The organism is Paeniglutamicibacter psychrophenolicus (genome assembly GCF_017876575.1).
GTDB classification, from domain to species: Bacteria; Actinomycetota; Actinomycetes; order Actinomycetales; family Micrococcaceae; genus Paeniglutamicibacter; species Paeniglutamicibacter psychrophenolicus.
The window spans coordinates 3222194-3241113 of record NZ_JAGIOE010000001.1; the positions used below are offsets into that span (position 1 = coordinate 3222194).

The window sequence follows — 18920 nt, forward strand, 5'->3', positions numbered from 1 at the left end:
GTGCCCGAAACCCCCGCACCGGTGGCGGCGCGCTGCTCCCCCGCGACCCGCGCCCGCACCCGCCGGCTGGCCGCCGCCGGCTGCGTGCTGCCGGTCGTGGCGCTGGGCCTTGGCGCCAGGTTCCTGGGTGCCGGCCTGCCCGCCGATATCGCCGGAGGAGCGATCTACGCGGTGCTCATCTACGTGCTGGCGACCTTCCTGCGCCCGGGTGCCGCCCGGACCGGCAATGCGCTGGCCGCCTTGGTCTTCTGCGTGCTCATCGAGCTGCTGCAGCTCACCGACCTTCCGGCGAGCCTTGGGCAGGTGTTCCCGCCGGTGCGGCTGGTGCTGGGCTCCACCTTCGTCCCGCTGGACCTGCTGGCCTACCTGGTGGGAACCGTGCTGGCGTTGGGCGCGGATGCCGGGTTCGCGCGTCTCGCTCGTGCCCGCCGCGGCTCCGCGCCCCGCCCCTAGCGCCCCGCCCCTAGCGCCACGGTCCGCGTGCCGGGGCCTACCGGAGCGCGGCGCTCCAACCCGTCCCCGCGGAGTCCCGGCTGAACCCGATCTGACGGGTCGAAGCGATCCCGCCCGCTGCGGCACCGGCGGAACAGAAGTCCAGCTCCGCCCGATCCAGCGGAACGATCCCATCGACGGCATCGCCGCGGGCCAGCAGCAACGCCGCGGCTCCCTCGCTGCCCAGCGGCAGGGCCGGCCCGGCGTGCCATTCGCAGCGGACTTCGTTGGCTACCCGCTCGGAATGCTCAACGGCGCACCGGAAAGCGCAGGTGAAGCACCCGGTTGCCCTGGATCACCGCGTCGGGATCCTCCAACAGCTGCTGCGCGTGGACCGATCCGAAGAATCGCTTGCCGGAGCCGAACACGACGGGGGCGACGTCCATGCGCACCTCGTCGACCAGGCCCGCGGCAAGCACCTGGCCACCGACGTCGCCGGCGGCGACCTCGACAATGCGCCCACCGGCAAGCTCCTGCGCCTTGGCCACGGCCGCCTCGATGCCCTCGACGAAGTGGAACGGCGCCTCGGGGTCCCAGCCCTCGGGCGGCGGCCGGTGCGTCACCACAACCACGTTCTCGACCCCAGCCGGCGGCTTCCCGTCCCAGCCGTCCGTCAGGTCGAAAACGCGACGGCCGGCGATGGTCACCCCGATCTGGTCCCAGTACGTCCGGGTGTAGGCGTAGGACACCTGCGACACCTTCAGCACGCCGCTATCGTCCAACGGAACGTCCCCGCCGACCAGCCAGTCGAACAGCTCTCCGGGGTCGTCTTTCTCGTCCGCGATGAAGCCGTCCACCGACACCGTCGCGTACATGACCACCTTGCCCACGGGGCCCTCCTTTGCCTTGGGGGGCCCACATTAGCATTGCTTCACCGGGTTGGGGACGTAGCGGGCGCATGGATTCCTCCACGGCGGCAGTCGTCGCGTCGGTGGCCGGGTGGGGGCCGCTGCATCCCGGAAACGGCTGGTCCGCACCAGGCCATGATGAGGACCTCGAGTCGCCGGACGCCACCCCAGGGCGGGCCTTGCTCCGAGCGCGTTCTTCCGAATTGGCGGGCCCAGCGGGTCCGCGGGAGGCGGGGCCGTCAACGCGCATGCGAGGGTTCGCCGCCTACCGCAACCCGGATCATGACGAGCCGAAAAAGGCCCGGCCGGTGTCCCGCCCCCGAGGGGAGGGACACCGGCCGGGCCCGTGCTTCACGCGCCGGTGCGGCGCAGCGGCCTAGGCGAACCAGATGCCGATTTCGCGGGTGGCCGATTCGACCGAGTCCGAACCGTGGACCAGGTTCTGCTGGACCTTCAGGCCCCAGTCGCGGCCCAGGTCGCCGCGGATGGTGCCAGGGGCGGCGGTGGTCGGGTCGGTGGTGCCGGCCAGCGAGCGGAAGCCGGGGATCACGTTCTGGCCCTCGGCGATGATGGCCACGACCGGGCCGGAGAGCATGAACTCGACCAGCGGCTCGTAGAACGGCTTGCCCACGTGCTCCTCGTAGTGTGCCTCAAGCAGTTCGCGGGTCGCGGAGACCTGCTTGAGTTCGGAGATCACGTAGCCCTTGGCTTCGATGCGGGAAAGGATCTGCCCGGTCAGCTGGCGCTTGACGCCGTCGGGCTTGATCAGGATCAGGGTGCGTTCAATGGCCATGGAGGCGGCTCCTTCGTTCTGTGTGCTGCAAATTGTCGTTGGTCTTGATTCTACGGTTGGGCACTCGGGGCGCCGGGACCTTCCGGCGGGTGCGCCGCGTCCCAGGCTTCCTGCTCGCGCGCCCGGCGTGCCGTTTCCAGGTCCAGGGCCCGGCCCTTGGTGACCGCGTACCACCAGGTCGCGGCGAAGGCCGCGCCGATGAAGAACATCGAGGTCATCAGGAACCCGGAAAGGATCAGCAGCAGCTGCAGGCCCCATCCAATCGCGTATCCCAGCGGTTTTTTCAGCAGCGCACAGGTGAAGATGCACGCCAAAGCGACCACCGCGCCGATGCCGAAAACCAGCACAGGGGAGAGCGTGTCGCGGTTCAGCCCGTGGAACGCCAGCGCCACGAAGACCACCAGGAAGGCCTCGAGCGTGAGCACCGTGGAGGCGAACATCACACGCGTCGAGCGGGGTTTCTTGGGCATTCCGGGGCGCCATTCGCGTTGCGTCTTGGTCATTTTCGCCATGGTTCCTACTTTCCTCCCAGCAGCATGCGGGCCTCGCCGACCAGCGTGATGGACCCGGTGACAAGCACCCCGCCGCCGAAGTCCTCGGAGGCCTCGGCGCGCCCGACGGCCCATTCCAGGGCGTCGTCAAGGCGTTCGGTCACGAAGATGTCCTCCTCGTTGAACCCGGCTTCCAGCGCCATGGTGGCCAGTTCCCCGGCGGGGATGGCGCGCGGGGAATTGGACTGGGTGATGCAGATGTCCTCGGTGAGGTCCAGGTAGTCTTCGCGCAGCTGCGCCAGCATCGCCGGGGCGTCCTTTTCGGCCAGGATCCCGATGACCAGCACCAGCTTGGAGAACCCGAAGGACTCCTTCACCGCCTTCGCGGAGGCGCGGATGCCGTCGGGGTTGTGCCCGGCGTCGAGCAGCACCGTCGGGGCCTTGCGGATGACTTCCAGGCGCCCGGGGCTGGTGGCGGCGCCGAAGCCCTCCATGACCAAATCGTGGTTCAGCGCGGTTTCCCCGCCGCCGATGAATGCCTCCACCGCGGCCAGGGCGACTGCGGCGTTCTGCGCCTGGTGCTCGCCGTGCAGCGGCAGCAGGATGCCCGGGTATCGCCCGGCCAGGCCCTGGAGGTCCAGCTGCTGGCCGCCGACGGCGACGGTGCGGTTCTCGACGCCGAATTCGACGCCCTCGAAGCGGTAGGGCACCTCGAGTTCGAGGGCCTTCTCCAGCAGCACCTGGGCTGCATCGGCCGGCTGCGCGGAGGAGACCAGGAATCCGCCGGGCTTCAGGATCCCCGCCTTCTCCTGCGCGATCAGCTCGGTGGTGTCGCCCAGCAGGTCGGTGTGGTCAAGGGAGATCGGGGTGAACACCGAGACCTGCCCGTCGCCCACGTTGGTGGCGTCGGTGATCCCGCCCAGCCCGACCTCGATGATCGCCACGTCCACCGGGGTGTCGGCGAAGATCGCGAACCCCAGGATGGTCACGGCCTCGAAGTAGGTCAGCCGGTTCTCGCCCTTGGCGGTGAGCTCGTCGTCGACGATCTGCAGGTAGGGGCGGATCTCGTCCCAGATCCGCACGAACGTCTCATCGTCCACCGACTCGCCGTCGATCGCGATGCGTTCGGTGACCGAGACCAGGTGCGGGGAGGAGTAGCGCCCGGTGCGCAGGTCGTGGGCGCGCAGCAGGGACTCGATCATCCGTGCGGTGCTGGTCTTGCCGTTGGTGCCGGTGACGTGGATGATCGGGAAGGCCTTGTTCGGCTCCCCCAGGATCGCCATGGCCCGGCGCATCGGTTCCATGCGCGGCTCGATCTTGTTCTCCGGGGCGCGCGCCAACAGCTCGGCGTACACGCTCTGGACCGAGAACCTGTCAAAGGTGTTGCTCATGTGGTGGGTCCCATTTCCTTGTCGGCGGCTTCGGCCTCGGCCACGGTTTCGACGCTGACGGCGGGCGCCATCCCGTCGTCCCCGGTGACCAGGACCAGCCCGGTGCTGAGCGTTTCGCCCTTGATCAGCTCGGCGTTGGCGTGCAGCGCGGCGACGGTTGCGGCGTCGGCGGTGATTTCGGTGCGGATGCGGTCGCTGACCTGCAGGTCCGCGTCCTTGCGGGCGGACTGGATGGCGCGGATCATGTCCCGGGCCGTGCCCTCGGCGGCAAGTTCCGGCGTGACCTGCGTGTCAAGCACCAGGAAGCCCCCGCCGGGCAGCACCGCCGCGGCGATAGCGTCCTCGCCCTCGGTGGCTTGAACGACGGTTTCGAGCGTGTATTCGTGTTCCTCCAGCCCCAGGCCGCCGGCGGTGACGGTTCCGGCGTCGTCCACCGACCAGTCCCCGGACTTGGCGCCCTTGATCGCCACCTGCACGTTCTTGCCCAGGCGCGGGCCGGCGGCCCGGGCGTTGACGACCAGGCGCTGGCTGATGCCGTACTCGGAGGCGTCGGCGTCGGCCGCGTCGAGGAGCGTGAGCGAGCGCAGGTTCAACTCGTCGGCGATGATGCTTGCGAAGGTGCCCTCCAGGGCCGCGGCGTTCGGCACCGCTACGGTCATCCCGGCCAGCGGCAGACGCACGCGCAGGTTCGCGGCCTTGCGCAGCGAGGAGCCGACCGAGGCGATCTTGCGGGTGGTTTCCATCGCGGCAATCAGCTCGTCGTTGTGGCCGAAGAGGTTGGCGTCGGGCCATTCGGCCAGGTGCACCGAGCGTCCGCCGGTGAGCCCGCGCCAGATTTCCTCGCTGGCCAGCGGCAGCAGCGAGGCGCTCACGCGGGTCAGGGTCTCCAGGGCGGTGTACAGGGTGTCGAACGCGCTGGTGTCCTCGTCGAAGAAGCGCTGGCGGGATCGGCGCACGTACCAGTTGGTCAGCGTGTCCATGTATTGGCGGATGGTTTCGGCGGCGTCGGAGATGTCGTAGGCATCCAGCTTCGCCGTGACCTCGCGGACCAGGTCCCCGGTGGCCGCGAGCATGTACGCATCCAGCGGGTCCTCGGCGGAATAGGTCAGCTTCGCCTGGTATCCGGCGCCGTGGTTCGCGGCGTTGGTGTACAGGCAGAAGAAGTGCCAGACGTTCCACATGGGCAGCAGCACCTGGCGCACGCCCTCGCGGATGCCCTGCTCGGTGACGACCAGGTTGCCGCCGCGCAGGATCGGGGAGGCCATCAGGAACCAGCGCATCGCATCGGAGCCGTCGCGGTCAAGGACCTCGTTGACATCCGGGTAGTTCTTCAGCGACTTGGACATCTTCTGCCCGTCGGAGCCCAGGACGATGCCGTGGCTGATCACGTTCTTGTACGCGGGGCGGTCGAAGAGCGCGGTGGAGAGCACGTGCATGGTGTAGAACCAGCCGCGGGTCTGCCCGATGTACTCGACGATGAAGTCCGCCGGGTGGTGGGTGTCGAACCACTCCTTGTTCTCGAACGGGTAGTGCGCCTGGGCGTAGGGCATCGACCCGGAGTCGAACCACACATCCAGCACGTCCTCGACGCGGCGCAGCGTGCCGTTTTCGGCGCAACCCCCATGCTCCTTGGTGAGGTCGTCGATGAACGGGCGGTGCAAATCCGGCTGGCCCTCGTGGTTCAGCGGCAGGCGCCCGAAGGCGGCCTTGATCTCTTCCAGCGAGCCGTAGACCTCGCGGTGGGTGCATTCGGCGCCGTCGCATTCCCACACCGGGATCGGGGAGCCCCAGTAGCGGTTGCGGGAAATCGACCAGTCCCGCGCGTTGGCCAGCCACTTGCCGAACTGGCCGTCCTTCACGTTCTCCGGGATCCAGTTGATCTGCTGGTTCAGTTCCAGCATGCGGTCCTTGACCTTGGTGACCTCGACGTACCAGGAGGAGATCGCGCGGTAGATCAGCGGGGTGCGGCAGCGCCAGCAGTGCGGGTAGGAGTGCTCGAAGGAGGCCTGCTTGATGAGCCGGGCGTCGTCCTTCAGGATGTTGGTGATGGCCTTGTTGGCCTCGAACACCTGCACGCCGACGATTTCGGCCAGCTCGCCGCCCTTGAACACCGGCAGGAACTTCGCGCCCTCGTCGATCGAGAGGATCACCGGGATGCCGGCGGCCTCGCAGATCTTCTGGTCCTCCTCGCCGTAGGCCGGGGCTTGGTGGACGATGCCGGTGCCGTCGGTGGTGGTGACGTAGTCGGCGACCAGCAGCTGCCAGGCTTGCGCGGTGTTCCAGTTCTCCACATCGGTGAAGGTGTCCCACAGCGGGGTGTACCTGATGCCCGCCAGGTCCTTGCCGGTGAAGCGCTTGGTGACCGCTTCCTTGGCGGCGGCGGCATCGGCGTAGCCCAGGTCCTTGGCGTAGGCACCCAGAAGATCCTCGGCGAGCATGAAGTCGCCGGTGGCGTTCGATGCCTTCACGCCGTTTTCGCCGGCCGGCAGCACCGCATAGACGACGTCCGGGCCGACGGCCAGGGCCAGGTTGGTCGGCAGCGTCCACGGCGTGGTGGTCCAGGCCAGCGCCTGCACGCCGGCGAGCTCCTTGGAGATCTCGGACTCGCCGGCAAGCAGCGGGAAGGAGACGGTGACGGTCTGGTCCTGGCGGTCCTTGTAGACGTCGTCGTCCATGCGCAGCTCGTGGTTGGACAGCGGGGTTTCGTCCTTCCAGCAGTACGGCAGCACGCGGAAGCCCTTGTAGGTCAGGCCCTTGTCGTGCAGTTGCTTGAAGGCCCAGATGACCGATTCCATGTACTCGACGTTCAGCGTCTTGTAGTCGTTCTCGAAGTCGACCCAGCGTGCCTGGCGGGTGACGTAGTCCTGCCACTCGTCGGCGTACTTCATCACCGAGGTGCGGCAGGCGTCGTTGAACTTGTCGATGCCCATGGCCTCGATCTGCGCCTTGTCGCTCATGCCCAGCTGTTTCATGGCCTCGAGCTCCGCCGGCAGCCCGTGGGTGTCCCAGCCGAAGCGGCGCTCCACGCGCGACCCGCGCTGGGTCTGGTAGCGGGCGACCAGGTCCTTGACGTAGCCGGTGAGCAGGTGGCCGTAGTGCGGCAGGCCGTTGGCGAAGGGGGGGCCGTCGTAGAAGACGAACTCGTTGGCCCCGTCGACGCCGGCATCGCGGGCATCGATGGAGGCCTGGAAGGTTCCGTCGTTCTTCCAGTAGGAAAGGACCCGTTCCTCGATCTCCGGGAAACGGGGAGAGGATGGCGTCGTGCCATGGGGGTCGGTCGAGGCCTTGGGGTAGCTGGTCATCTGCGGCAGTCCTGGTGATCGAAGGCGCGTGTTCGCGCTTAGGCGTTCTCCAACACAGGGACGATGGTCAAGTATGCGGATACTTCACCTCGCGGTACCACCCCGCTTGCCTTCTCCGCCCGGGATGCCCCGGGGCCGGATCCGGCCGCTCGTTGACTGCTGTGACGGGCTTACCCGCTTGGTTCTACTTGGCTGCGCGCACGAGGGCGAAGCTGCCGTTCTTCCAAGGACTCGCCGGTGATTGCCGGGTCGACGTCGTGATGCCTCCCAGTCTAGCGCCCCTGCTCCCCCATTGGGGAATCCGCAGGGGCGTTCGTCCGGGCACCGATTCGGCACCGGCCAAAATACTTATCCACAGATCTTCGACGTTGCCCCCACGGCCGGGCAGTGCGGGGCATGCTTGAACCATGTCCAGCACCCCAGCCCTCGCCACCGAGGCGCTCACGATCCTCTCCGGACTCGTGAAGCACACCTCGGGAACCCCGGAAGACCCGGTCACCGCGACCGGGTCCCGGGGCGGCTCGCTGCGCACGCTGGCACTTCTGATCCCCGTGCTCAGGTTGGCGATCGACGAGGCAGCGGCCGATGTCGGTTCATCCCCGTTGCGGGCAGCGGCCTTCCTGTCCTTGGCTGAAGCCGCTTACCGGGAGGCGGGATACGGACAGCTGCTGGCGGCATCCCGTGCCGGCGACGCGCAGGTGCACACCATCTCCGAGGAACCGCTCGCTGCTCTCAATGCCTGGCTTCGGGATCCCGAAGCGGCTGCCACCAGCCCGCTGCCTGCCGATGTCCCGACTCCGGCGGGCTGCAAGCCGCTCTTCCGCGAGGATGCCGATTTCCTCGAGGCGCAGCTGAACCTCACGCACTTCCAGGCGCAGCACCGGGTGCTCAGCGCCGAGAACCTGCTCCCGCACACCGGGTTCAACGGCCGAACGGTCCCGGCGAAGTTCCCGCTGTTTGGCCAGGTACTCTCCGACGGCGCGGCGGATCCCAAGTCGCTGGCCACGCTGGCCAAGAAGTTCGAGGGGCTGGGGCCGGAGGCGGGCGCCGCCATGGAAGCCGAGCTGGCCGAGGCCGCCCGCACCCGCAACACCAAGGGCACCGGCAAGCTGCTCAAGGACCAGGCCAAGCGGCTCGACGGCTCGGCCGCAGCAACGGCGCGCGAGGCCGTGGAAGACCTCTTTGTCGGCGCCTACTACCTGGGCCACACGCGCAAGGGCTACGAGTACAAGGTCATCACCACGGCCGAGGGCCACGAACTGCTGGCCACCGCCGCGGACATCCTCAACAGCCCCAGGACCAAGGCGGGCACACCGGCCGAACCGACGTCCCAGGCCGGCCCGCCGATCCCCGACTGGGCAGTGGATCCCGGCACGCCGCCGGAAGAACGCCCCGCCGCCGGATTCACCGACCTCGGCGTTGCCCCGGAGCTGGACCCCATGATGGAAATGCACCCGGGGGAAACCATCGAACAGGCACTGACGCGGCAGCGGGCACGCCGCCTGCACCAGCTCATCATCGATTCGGTGCGCATCGTCACCAGCCCGGCGGAATCCGGTTCCGGCGACGACCGCGTCGGGGACCGGCAGATGCCGCTGGCGCCGAACGTGACCCTGAATGTCACCATCGACCTGCAGACCTTCCTGGGGCAGCTCGAAGCGGCCGGGGTCACCGACCGCGGCGAAGACATCTCCGCGGCCAGCTGCCGGCGAATCGCCTGCAACGCCGGGATCATCCCGATCGTGCTTAACGGTGCGAGGGTGCCGCTGGAACTTGGCCGCAGCCGAAGATACTTCAACCGGGCCCAGCGCCGGGCGATCGCGGTCCGCGACAAGGGCTGCATCAACCCGGGTTGCACCATGACCATCGGCCGGTGCGAGGCGCACCACCTGGATCCGTGGAATTGCGGAGGCCGCACCGACGTGTCGCGCGGGTGCCTTTTGTGTCCGTCATGCCACCAGGCGTACCACGCGGGCAGGTTCAGGATCGAGATGATCGGCGGGCACCCGCACGTGATCCTGCCCAGGTCCCGGGACCCGCTGCAGATCCCGCGGCGGAACTGGATCTTCCATCCCGCGGCCGCACCGGCCGAGGCCGCCTGAGCCTTCCACGCATCGGGAACCTGCGCTTGCCGGGCGCGCCTTGGCCCATGCTCGTGGCATGGAGATTCCCCGGTGGATCGGGTTGGTGCCCAGCGCGGCGGTCCCGCTGTTGCTGCTCTTTTGGGCGGTGGTCCGCTTCCGGCAGCGCAGGAAGAACCCATCGATGAACGCCGCGGGGCTCGACGGAGGCATGTACCAGCCCAACGCCGTGGCGGCGTCAATCGCCTGGCAGCAGCACGCGAGCCGCGTGGCGGATGTGCCGATCACCCTTGACCTCGATGCCGAGGGCGGCACCCCGCCCCGGGGCGGCACCGGGCAGCCCGCGGACCAGGAGCCGGAGCCGGACACCGGGAGCTGGTTTCCGGGGCACCGGCGCCCCGATGCGGCCGTCGGACCCGGCCAGCGGCTAGGCGAGCACCGTGTGCTCGACCTTCCAGGCCGTCAGCCGCGGGTACACCCAGAAGCTGTAGATGCCCAGGGTGATGATGCACAGCAGGAACCACTTGATCCACAACCCGAAGATGCCCCACCCGGTTCCGGTGAATTGCAGCGGCCGCCCGAGCAGGAACGTGTTGCCGGCGCGCCAGCGTTCCACCAGCACCACGGCGAACGGGTAGCAGATCCCCAACGTCAGCACCGTGATGAGCACCCCGAGCAGCTGGGTGCCGAACCAGGTCGCAGCTCCGCCGCGGAAGACGAAGATCGGGGTGCCCGGCGGGATGTTCCCCAATGCCGCGAGACCCGGCCCCGGTTGGTTGTTTCCACTGACGTACATGCTCATGATGAGTCTCCCCCTGGATGGTGCACGGCTGCCGGCCGGATGCCGGAAGTGCCGTGGCGGTCCTTGGAGCCTATCCGGGCACACCCACGTTTTGCGGCCCGGCCGCCCGGGGCCGGGCCCGTGGCGGGACGGGGCGGCTACTCCCCGAGGTGGTTGGGTGTCGATCGATTCGATGATGAACGTCTGGATGGCGGCCAGCCGGGCGTCGCCGCGTTCGTAGCCGGGCAGGAACGAGACGCCCGGGGATCCGGCGCAGCGCATCGCCCACTTCGCTCCCCCGCCCTCCCGCGTCGGCGGGACCGGCCAGCGAATCGGGCCACTGGAGGATCACCTACGGGTCCAGCCAGGTGATCGGGTCGGTGGCATGCTGCAAGTGGCCGATGCGCGGCTTCTCCCAGGTCAAGCCCGGTGCCGCGAAGTCCCCCGGGCTGGATTGCCAGCGCACCGCGATCCCCCCATGGTGGGACGGCCGCCGGATCGGAGGGCGCCGCGCTGGCGTCGGTGGACAGCGACTGTTCGAAGAGGAACGAGACCCAGCCGGGCTGGAAAGAGCACTGCATCGAGGCGGTGGCGGTGTCCCCGGCGCCCGGTCCGCACTGCCTCAGGCGCGGGCGCCGGCGGTCTGGTCCACCGTGCGCGAGACGGCGACCATCTCCTCGCGGTCCACGACCTTGACGCGCTCGCGCACCACGGGACCTGCCGGGGTGGGTGCCGGGGCGGCGGCCGCACCGAGGGCCTGCTCGTGCGCATCCAGCGCGAGCCAGCCGTCCCAGCTGGTGTAGGCGACGTCCTTGGCGGCCAGCAGGGCCGGCACGGCCTCGGGCGCGGGGTTCGCGGCCACCGGCAGCCCGTGCAGGTCCGCCAGCAGGTGGGCGATGGTTTCGGCGGCGTCGGACTTGGTGTGGCCGATCAGGCCGACCGGTCCGCGCTTGATCCAGCCGGTGGCGTAGAGCCCGGGAACCTGGGTGCCGGCGGCGTCCAGCACCTTGCCCTCGAGGTTCGGCACGGTGCCGGTGCGCCCGTCGTACTCGATCTCCGGCAGTGCCGAGCCGAAGTAGCCGATGGCGCGGTAGACGGCCTGCACGGGGTAGTCGACGAGCTCGCCGGTGCCGCGCGCGTTGCCGGTGCCGTCCAGCTCCTGGCGCTCGAACCTGATGCCGGCGACCTTGCCGTCGGTGCCGGTGACCTCCACCGGGGAGTGCAGGAAGTGCAGGTGCAGGCGGCGGCGCGGGCGCCCGGACCCGGTGGCGGCCGCAGCCTCCCCGCGCTCCTCGCGCTCTTCCTGCTCGATGAGCCAGTTGGTCAGCGTGCCGACCATGGTCTTGACCTGGTTGTTGGTCTTGATCGCGGTATCGGAGGCAGCGTCGAACTCGAAGTCCTCCGGGTAGAGCACGATGTCCACGTCCTGGCTGTGGCTCAGCTCGCGCAGCTCCAGCGGGGTGAACTTGACCTGGGCCGGGCCGCGGCGGCCGAAGACGTGCACGTCGGTGACCGGGGATGCGGCCAGGCCGCGATACACGTTCTCCGGGATCTCGGTGACCAAAAGGTCCTCGGCGTGCTTGGAGAGCACGCGGGCCACGTCCAGGGCCACGTTGCCGTTGCCCAGCACCGCGACCTGCGTGGCTTCGAGCGGCCAGGTGCGCGGCACGTCCGGCTGGCCGTCGTACCAGGAGACGAAGTCCGCGCCGCCGTATGAGCCGTCCAGCTCGATGCCCGGGATGTTCAGGTCCGCGTCGTTGATGGCGCCGGTGGCGAAAATGACGGCGTCGTAGTGCTCGCGCAGCTCCGCGATCGACAGGTCGGTGCCGTAGTCGACGTTGCCGAAGAAGCGGATGTCGCCGCGGTCCAGCACCTTGTGCAGCGCCTTGACGATGCCCTTGATGCGCGGGTGGTCCGGGGCGACGCCGTAGCGGATCAGCCCGTACGGTGCCGGGTAGCGGTCGAAGAGGTCGATCGCGAGCTCGAAGTCGCGATCGGCCTTGGTGAGGATGTCCGCGGCGTAGACGCCGGCCGGGCCCGCGCCGATGATGGCCACGCGCAGCGGGCGCGAAGTGAAGGCGGCGGGGGTCGGGACGGGCGTCGCGACGGGGGCCGGCGTGTTTTTTTCGGTCATGGGGGTCCTCCTGGGCGTGTATCTGGGCGTCTAGCTGGGGGTGTAGCTGGATGAAAGGTGTTCGGGGGTGTTCTCGGCCGGCTAATCAGCCGACGTTCAGCAGCTGCCGGGTGCGGGCGCCCGGAGCCAGGGCCGCTGCGGCATGTGGGCTGATGCGCACCACGTCTCCGATGACGATCACCGCCGGGTTCTGAACGCCGATCCGCGCCGCGGTGGCGGCGATGGAGTCCAGCCGGTCGATGGTGATGCGCTGGTCCGGGCACCAGCCGCGCTCGATGATCGCGACGGGGGTGTGGGCTGGCAGCCCGCGGCCCAGCAGCGTGGCGGTGTTGCGTGCCAGCCGGGCCACGCCCATCAGCAGGACCAGGGTGTGATCGGGCCGGGCAGGAAGCTCGGAGAGTTCCTCGTGGCCGGTGGCCATCGAGAAGCCGGTGGCCACCCCGCGGTGGGTGACGGGGATGCCGGCGGCGGCCGGGACGGAGATGGCGCTGGTGACCCCCGGGACGACGGAAACCTCGACGCCGTGCTCGCGGCAGTAGGCCGCTTCCTCGCCGCCGCGGCCCAGCACGAACGGGTCCCCGCCCTTGAGCCGCACCACGCGGTTGCCCGCCTGTGCCTCGGCGACCAGCACCGCGTTGATCTGATCCTGCGTGGCCAGGTGGTCACCGGGGGCCTTTCCGACCTCGATGACGCGCACGGACGGGTCGAGCTCGGCCAGCAGCTCGCGCGGGCCCAGCCGGTCGGCGACCACCACGTCGGCGGCGGCCAGCAGCCGGCGCCCGGTGACGGTGATCAGCCCGGGGTCTCCCGGGCCTCCGCCGACCAGGGCCACGGATCCGGCGCCCGAGCGGCGCCGGCGCAGCGGCAGCAGCCCGGTGTCTGCGGCCAAGGCGATGGCGTTGCGCAGCCCTGCGGCGCGGCGCGGGTCACCGCCGGCGGTGACAGCCACGGTGGTTCCCTCCCCGGTCCGCGCGACGGCGGGGGTCCAGGCGCTGGAGGCTGTTTGGTCCGAGGCGTTGACGCACCAGGTCTGCCGCGCGTCGGCGTCGGCCGAAACCCGCGCGTCGATCTCCTTGTTGCCGGTGGCGGTGTGGGCCAGCCACATGCCGTCCAGGTCCCCGGGCTCGTAGCCGCGGCGCAGCCAGAGAAGCCGGCCCGCGGCCGCTGCCTCGGCGACCGGTGCGACGGCATCCGGCGCGATCACTGTGATCTTCGCCCCGGCCTCGAGCAGCTGCGCCACCCGGCGTGCGGCCACCTTGCCGGCGCCGACGCAGAGCACGTCCTTGCCGGCCAGGCGCAGGGCCAGCGGGTGGATGGGTGCCTCGTGGGATGTGGTCATGGCCTGCTCCTTCGGGTGGATGTGGTGCTGGGTGCGGTGGTGCGGGTGGCGGAATTCGGGTGGCTCATCGCCCGGCCCCCGGGGCCAGGCCGCGGCGGCGCAGCAACCGGCGTTCGGCCGGGGCGAAGACCAGCAGCTCGATCACGATGCCGACCACCAGGATGGCCAGGATCGCGCAGGAGACCACCGCCATCGAGGACAGGTCCCGGCCCTGCTGGAGCAGCGAACCCAGGCCGAAGCCGATGGACCCGCCGACCGCGATGATCTCCGCGGCCATCAGCGAGCGCCAGGAGAACGCCCAGCCCTGCTTGAGCCCTGCAAGGTAGCCGGGCAGTGCGGCCGGCAGCACGATGCGCAGCAGGCCCTGGGCGCGGGAGGCCCCGAGCACCGTGCCGAGCCGCCGGTACTGCGGCGGGACGGTGTCGACGCCGGAGAGCAGCCCGTTGATGATCGAGGGGGTGGCACCCATGACCACCACGAAGTAGACCGTGGCGTCGGTCAGGCCGAACCAGATGATGGCCGCCGGCACCCAGGCGACACTGGGCAGCACCTGCAGGCCGGAGACCAGCGGGCCCACGCCGCGGCGCAGCAGCGGGGAAGCGGCAAGCAGCAGACCCAGCGGGGTGCCGATGCCCAGGGCCAGCAGGAAACCGAACACGCCGCGCTGCAGCGAGGTCGCCACCGCCTCGGCCAGCCGGCCGTCGGCGGCCAGCGCCGCGGCGGTGCCGAACACCTCGATCGGGCCGGGCACCAGGTCCACCCGCGGGGAGGCGAACCAGGCGAAAAGCTGCCACAGGCTCAGCAGGGCCGCGAGCGTGCCCAGCGGCAGCAGCGCCCGGGTGGCGACGGGCCGCCGCGCGGGGGCGGTGTCCTCCTGCAGGTGGTCCAGTCCGGCCTCGAGTTCCTTCAGGTTGTCGAGCCGGTTGTCGATCGGGGTGTCGGTCGGGGCGTCGGTCGGGGTGTCGACGGCGGCAGAGGCGGTGGCGCTCTGGCTAGTGGGCATGGTGGCGGATCTCCTCGCGCAGACGTGCGGTGATGTCTTGGGTGAGCTTCGCGGCCGCGGCCGGGTCGCTGCGCACCGATTCGTCGATCTCCCATTGGGCGGCGATGCGGCCGGGGCGCGAGGAGAGCAGCAGCACGCGCTGGCCCAGGCGCACGGCCTCGCGGACGTTGTGGGTCACGAACACCACGGTGCGCCGGTGGGCGCGCCAGAGCCGTTCGAGCTCGTCGTGCAACAGGTCGCGGGTGATCGCATCCAGTGCGGCAAACGGTTCGTCCATCAGCAGCACCTCCTTGTCCTGCCCGAGTGCGCGGGCCAGCGAGGCGCGCTGGCGCATGCCGCCGGAGAGCTCGTGCGGGCGCTTGGCCCCGGCGTCGCCCAGGTGGACCAGCTCCAGCAGCCCGTCGGCCCGTTGGCGGCGTTCGGCGCGCGGGATCCCGCGCAGTTCCAGGGCGAGTTCGATGTTGGCGCGGGCGGTGAGCCAGGGCAGCAGCGCGGCGTCCTGGAACATGAACGCGGCACCTCCCGCCGGGACTGACACGGATCCGGCCGTGGGCGGCTCGAGCCCGGCGATCACGTTCAGCAGCGTGGACTTGCCGCAGCCCGAGGCCCCGAGCACTGCCACGAACTCGCCCGTGGCGATCACGGTGCTGATGCCGGAGAGCACCGGGGCCGCGCCGTAGTCCTTGGAGAGGTTCTCGATGACGATGCTCATGCCCCGGCCCCCGTTCCGGAAGCGGTGCGTGCGGCCCGGGCCTTCTCCAGGAACGAGGTGTCCACGAGCCCGTCGAGGCTCGCCGGTTCGGCCAGGGACGCGGCGGCGGCGTTGGCCAGCAGCCGCGGGTAGGCGCCGGACAGCGGGTCGGGCGTGAAGGAAAGCTTGCCCAGCGCGCGCTCGAGCACGGCCGGGGAAAGCGCGGCCCCGGCGAGCTGTTCCAGCGCGGTGTTCAGGGTGTCCAGCACCGAGTCCCGCTTGGCGGTGTTGATCCAGTCGAGCGCGGCCAGGTGCCCGCGCAGCAGGTCGTCGATGGTTTGGCGGTGGCGTTCGGCGAAGTCCGGGGACACCGCCAGCACCGTGGTGGGGAACTTGCCCGGCGCACCGGTGTCGGTGCCCTCCCACAGGTCCGCCTCGTCCACCAGCACGCGCGCACCGGCCTCCAGCACCAGCCGGGAGGCCCACGGCTCGGGCAGCCAGGCCCCGTCGATGGTCCCGGAGCGGAAGAGCTCCAGGGTCTGCGCGTTGGCCGTCGGGGTGATGGAAACCGCCCCTCCGCGCAGGTCGGTTTCCATCCCCTGGGCGGCCAGCCAGGTGCGCAGGGCGACGTCCTGGGTGCCGCCGAGCTGCGGGGTTGCCAGCGTCGTGCCGCGCAACGCGGCGGCGTCGGTGATCCCGGGGCGGACCACCAGCTGGGCGCCGCCCGCGGCGGCCCCCGCCACCACGCGAAGCCCGCGCCCGCCGCTGGAGGTGAAGGCCGCGATCGCCGGGTTCGGCCCCAGGTAGGCCGCGTCGATGGCCCCGGCATTCAGCGCCTCGACGGCGGCCGGTCCGGCCCCGAAGATGCTGGTTTCAAGCGTCGTGCCGGAAGCGGCAAGCTCGCGGGCGAACAGCCCGTTGGCGGTGCCGACCAGCGCCGGTGCGTGGGTGAGGTTGGCGAAGAAGCCCAGCCGCAGGGTGCCCGCGGGCCCGGTGGCCGAAGTGCCGGCCGTCCCGGGGCGCGGCACCGTGGTGGTGGCGGCGGCGCCGAGCATCAGCAGGCCCAGCAGCCCGGTGCCGCCGGCGAGCAGCGCCCGCCTCCCGGGGCCGCGGTGCGGCCCGTCGGCGGTGTACCGGATGGTGTCCATGAAGAAGGTGTCCTTGTCTGTGGGTGTGGTGCGGGCGGCGCGGCTAGGCTGCGGAGGTGCGCTCGCCGACCAGTCCGGCGGCAAGCGTGTTGCCCGATTGCGGGTCGATGACCAGGAACGCGCCGGTGCGGTGGTGGCGCGCATACGGCTCGGTGGGAAGCTCGCCGGCCAGGCGGAGCACCACGGTGCCGATGTCGTTCAGTTCCAGGCTGGCCGCGGGCAGCAGCCCGAAGTCCTCCAGGTCCAGTACCCCGGCGATGGAGCCGACCTTCGCCCGCAACGTGGCGGTGCCGTGCTTGACGAGCACCGTGGCCCCGGGGAGCAGCGGGGCCGGGGAGAGCCAGCACAGCTGGGCGTGGAGGTCCGCCGAGGATTCGGGCAGCGTGCCGGTGGCTGCGATGGTGTCCCCGCGGGCGATGTCCAGCTCGGCGGCAAGCCGCAGCGCCACCGAGGCGGGTGCCGTGGCGGTGTCGAGACTGACCCCGGCGGCGTCGATCCCGATGACCGTCGTCTCCCGGCGCGGGGCGCCCGGCGAGGCGACGGTGACCGGATCCCCCACGGAGACGGAGCCCGCGGCGATGGACCCGGCATAGGCGCGGTAGTCGCGGAACGCCTCCGGATCCAGGCACGGCGCCAGCGCGCCCTGGGGGCGCAGCACCAGCTGGACCGGGAAGCGGAAGTCCTCGGCCGCGGTGTCCGCCTCGTCGCGGGTCGGCAGGGATTCGAGCAGCCCCAGCAGCGTGGCCCCGGTGTACCAGCCGGTGTGCGCGGAGCGTTCCACCACGTTGTCGCCGACCAGCGCGGAGACCGGCAGGACGTGCGGTGCCGGCAGGCCCAGTCCTGCGGCGACGCGCGCCACGTCGGCGGCGATGTCCGCGAAGCGTGCCTCGTCGTAGTCGACCAGATCGATCTTGTTCACCGCGACGATGACGTTTGGCACGCGCAGCAGGCCGATGACGCCCAGGTGCCGGCGGGTCTGCTCGAGCACGCCCTTGCGGGCGTCGATGAGCACGATCGCGGCGTCCGCGGTGGAGGCCCCGGTGACGGTGTTGCGCGTGTACTGCACGTGTCCGGGGCAGTCGGCGAGCACGAAGGAGCGCTCACCGGTGGAAAAGTAGCGGTAGGCCACGTCGATGGTGATGCCCTGCTCGCGTTCGGCGCGCAGCCCGTCGGTGAGCAGCGCCAGGTCCAGGGTGCCGTCCCCGCCGCCGAAGCCGGTCGCCGCGGAGGTGCGGGCCAGCGACTCGAGGGTGTCGGCGAGCACGACCTTCGCGTCGTGCAGCAGCCGGCCGACGAGCGTGGACTTGCCGTCGTCGACGGAACCGGCGGTGGCGAAGCGGAAGAGCCCGCGCGTTCCCAGCGCCCGTGCGGCGTGGCCGAGTGCGGCCCCGTCAAGTACGGTGGTGTCCGCCGCGGCGGTGTCCAGGTTCGTGGTGCTCATTAGAAATACCCGTCCTTCTTGCGGTCTTCCATGGCCGCCTCGGAGATGCGGTCATCGGCGCGGGTGGCCCCGCGTTCGGTGATGGTGGTGGTGGCGACCTCGGCGATGACCTTCGCGGTCGTGTCGGCCTCGGAAAGCACCGCCCCGGTGCAGGACATGTCCCCCACGGTGCGGTAGCGCACGGTGCGTGCCTGGACGGGAACGCCGGGCCCTGGCTGGCTGAACTCCCCGACGGCCCGCCACATGCCGGAGTGCTCGAAGACCTCGCGCTGGTGGGCGTAGTAGAGCGGGGGCAGCGCGATGTTTTCGCGTTCGATGTAGCGCCAGATGTCCAGTTCGGTCCAGTTGCTGATCGGGAAGGCCCGCACGTGCTGGCCCTGGGTGTGGCGCCCGTTGTAGAGGTTCCACAGCTCGGGGCGCTGGTTGCGCGGGTCCCACTGGCCGAACTCGTCGCGCAGGGAGAGGATGCGTTCCTTGGCCCGGGCCTTGTCCTCGTCGCGGCGTCCGCCGCCGAAGAGCACGTCAAAGCGGTTCTCGCCGATGGCATCGAGCAGCGGGGTGGTCTGCAGCGGGTTGCGGGTGCCGTCGGCGCGCTCGGTGAGCCGGCCGTCGTCGATGTAGTCCTGCACGCCGGCGACCACCAGGCGCAGGCCCAGCTTTTCGACGGTCTCGTCGCGGAAGGCGATGACCTCTTCGAAGTTGTGACCGGTGTCCACGTGCAGCAGCGGGAAGGGCACGGTGCCGGGCCAGAACGCCTTGGTGGCCAGGTGCAGCATCACCACGGAGTCCTTGCCTCCGGAAAAGAGCATCGCGGGGCGCTCGAACTCGGCGACGACCTCGCGCAGGATGTGGATGGATTCGGCCTCCAGCGCGTCGAGCACGTCGATCTGGTGCGCGCTGCCGGGTGTGCCGGGTGCGGCGGGGACCGGACGCGCGGGGGCGGGTGCGGTGGTGCTCATCTCTGGCTCCTTCGTGGGTGTGTTGT

16 protein-coding genes are annotated in these 18920 nt (G+C 70.4%); 2 read left to right on the forward strand and 14 right to left on the reverse strand.

Going from position 1 to position 18920, the window contains the following annotated elements; genetic code table 11:
- Positions 1–453: a ribosomal maturation YjgA family protein gene (locus tag JOF46_RS22315; protein ID WP_209908239.1), complete on the forward strand. Its 453-nt coding sequence runs from the start codon at positions 1–3 to the stop codon at positions 451–453.
- A 287-nt stretch (positions 454–740) separates the two neighbouring features.
- Here JOF46_RS22315 and JOF46_RS14655 read toward each other — a convergent pair whose 3' ends face one another.
- The 5 genes from JOF46_RS14655 to ileS all read right to left on the reverse strand — a co-directional run bounded on the left by JOF46_RS14655 (position 741) and on the right by ileS (position 7317).
- On the reverse strand, positions 741–1322 hold the full coding sequence (locus JOF46_RS14655; RefSeq protein ID WP_209908241.1) for a dihydrofolate reductase family protein: 582 nt from the start codon (positions 1320–1322) through the stop codon (positions 741–743).
- A gap of 394 nt (positions 1323–1716) precedes the next feature.
- Complete coding sequence (ndk, locus tag JOF46_RS14660; RefSeq protein ID WP_209908243.1) at positions 1717–2133, reverse strand: nucleoside-diphosphate kinase; 417 nt, start codon at positions 2131–2133, stop codon at positions 1717–1719.
- A 50-nt stretch (positions 2134–2183) separates the two neighbouring features.
- Positions 2184–2645: a DUF4233 domain-containing protein gene (locus tag JOF46_RS14665; RefSeq protein WP_209908245.1), complete on the reverse strand. Its 462-nt coding sequence runs from the start codon at positions 2643–2645 to the stop codon at positions 2184–2186.
- Positions 2646–2650: 5 nt separating this feature from the next.
- Positions 2651–4015, reverse strand: coding sequence for a bifunctional folylpolyglutamate synthase/dihydrofolate synthase (locus tag JOF46_RS14670; RefSeq protein ID WP_209908247.1), 1365 nt, complete (start codon positions 4013–4015; stop codon positions 2651–2653).
- Positions 4012–7317 carry an isoleucine--tRNA ligase gene (gene ileS, locus JOF46_RS14675; protein WP_209908249.1) on the reverse strand — a complete coding sequence of 1102 codons (3306 nt, stop codon included), beginning with the start codon at positions 7315–7317 and terminating at the stop codon, positions 4012–4014. Before ileS ends, JOF46_RS14670 begins: the two co-directional genes overlap by 4 nt.
- Before the next feature lie 407 nt (positions 7318–7724).
- Here ileS and JOF46_RS14680 point away from each other — a divergent pair, with 407 nt between their 5' ends.
- Positions 7725–9419 (forward strand): HNH endonuclease signature motif containing protein, encoded by a 1695-nt coding sequence (locus JOF46_RS14680; protein WP_209908251.1) that lies wholly within the window; start codon positions 7725–7727, stop codon positions 9417–9419.
- 406 nt (positions 9420–9825) lie between these two features.
- On the opposite strand, the gene JOF46_RS14685 is transcribed toward JOF46_RS14680, so the two are convergent.
- From JOF46_RS14685 to cysD, 9 genes are all read right to left on the reverse strand, one after another.
- Positions 9826–10200: a DUF898 family protein gene (locus JOF46_RS14685; protein ID WP_245348141.1), complete on the reverse strand. Its 375-nt coding sequence runs from the start codon at positions 10198–10200 to the stop codon at positions 9826–9828.
- A 331-nt stretch (positions 10201–10531) separates the two neighbouring features.
- Positions 10532–10678 (reverse strand): alpha/beta-hydrolase family protein, encoded by a 147-nt coding sequence (locus JOF46_RS14690; RefSeq protein WP_342592553.1) that lies wholly within the window; start codon positions 10676–10678, stop codon positions 10532–10534.
- A 123-nt stretch (positions 10679–10801) separates the two neighbouring features.
- Complete coding sequence (locus tag JOF46_RS14695; RefSeq protein WP_209908255.1) at positions 10802–12313, reverse strand: FAD-dependent oxidoreductase; 1512 nt, start codon at positions 12311–12313, stop codon at positions 10802–10804.
- A gap of 85 nt (positions 12314–12398) precedes the next feature.
- Positions 12399–13652, reverse strand: a complete 1254-nt coding sequence (cobA, locus tag JOF46_RS14700; RefSeq protein ID WP_209908257.1) for a uroporphyrinogen-III C-methyltransferase — start codon at positions 13650–13652, stop codon at positions 12399–12401.
- Between the two features lie 64 nt (positions 13653–13716).
- Positions 13717–14655, reverse strand: coding sequence for an ABC transporter permease (locus JOF46_RS14705; RefSeq protein ID WP_209908259.1), 939 nt, complete (start codon positions 14653–14655; stop codon positions 13717–13719).
- Positions 14645–15367, reverse strand: coding sequence for an ABC transporter ATP-binding protein (locus JOF46_RS14710; RefSeq protein ID WP_209908261.1), 723 nt, complete (start codon positions 15365–15367; stop codon positions 14645–14647). The genes JOF46_RS14705 and JOF46_RS14710 overlap by 11 nt, the downstream gene beginning before the upstream one ends.
- The gene (locus JOF46_RS14715) at positions 15364–16494 is read right to left on the reverse strand and encodes an ABC transporter substrate-binding protein (RefSeq protein ID WP_245348142.1); all 1131 of its coding nucleotides are present in this window, start codon (positions 16492–16494) and stop codon (positions 15364–15366) included. Before JOF46_RS14715 ends, JOF46_RS14710 begins: the two co-directional genes overlap by 4 nt.
- A gap of 43 nt (positions 16495–16537) precedes the next feature.
- Complete coding sequence (locus JOF46_RS14720) at positions 16538–17935, reverse strand: sulfate adenylyltransferase subunit 1 (RefSeq protein ID WP_209908262.1); 1398 nt, start codon at positions 17933–17935, stop codon at positions 16538–16540.
- Positions 17935–18894, reverse strand: coding sequence for a sulfate adenylyltransferase subunit CysD (cysD, locus tag JOF46_RS14725; protein WP_209908264.1), 960 nt, complete (start codon positions 18892–18894; stop codon positions 17935–17937). The genes JOF46_RS14720 and cysD overlap by 1 nt, the downstream gene beginning before the upstream one ends.
- Positions 18895–18920: the final 26 nt, after the last annotated feature.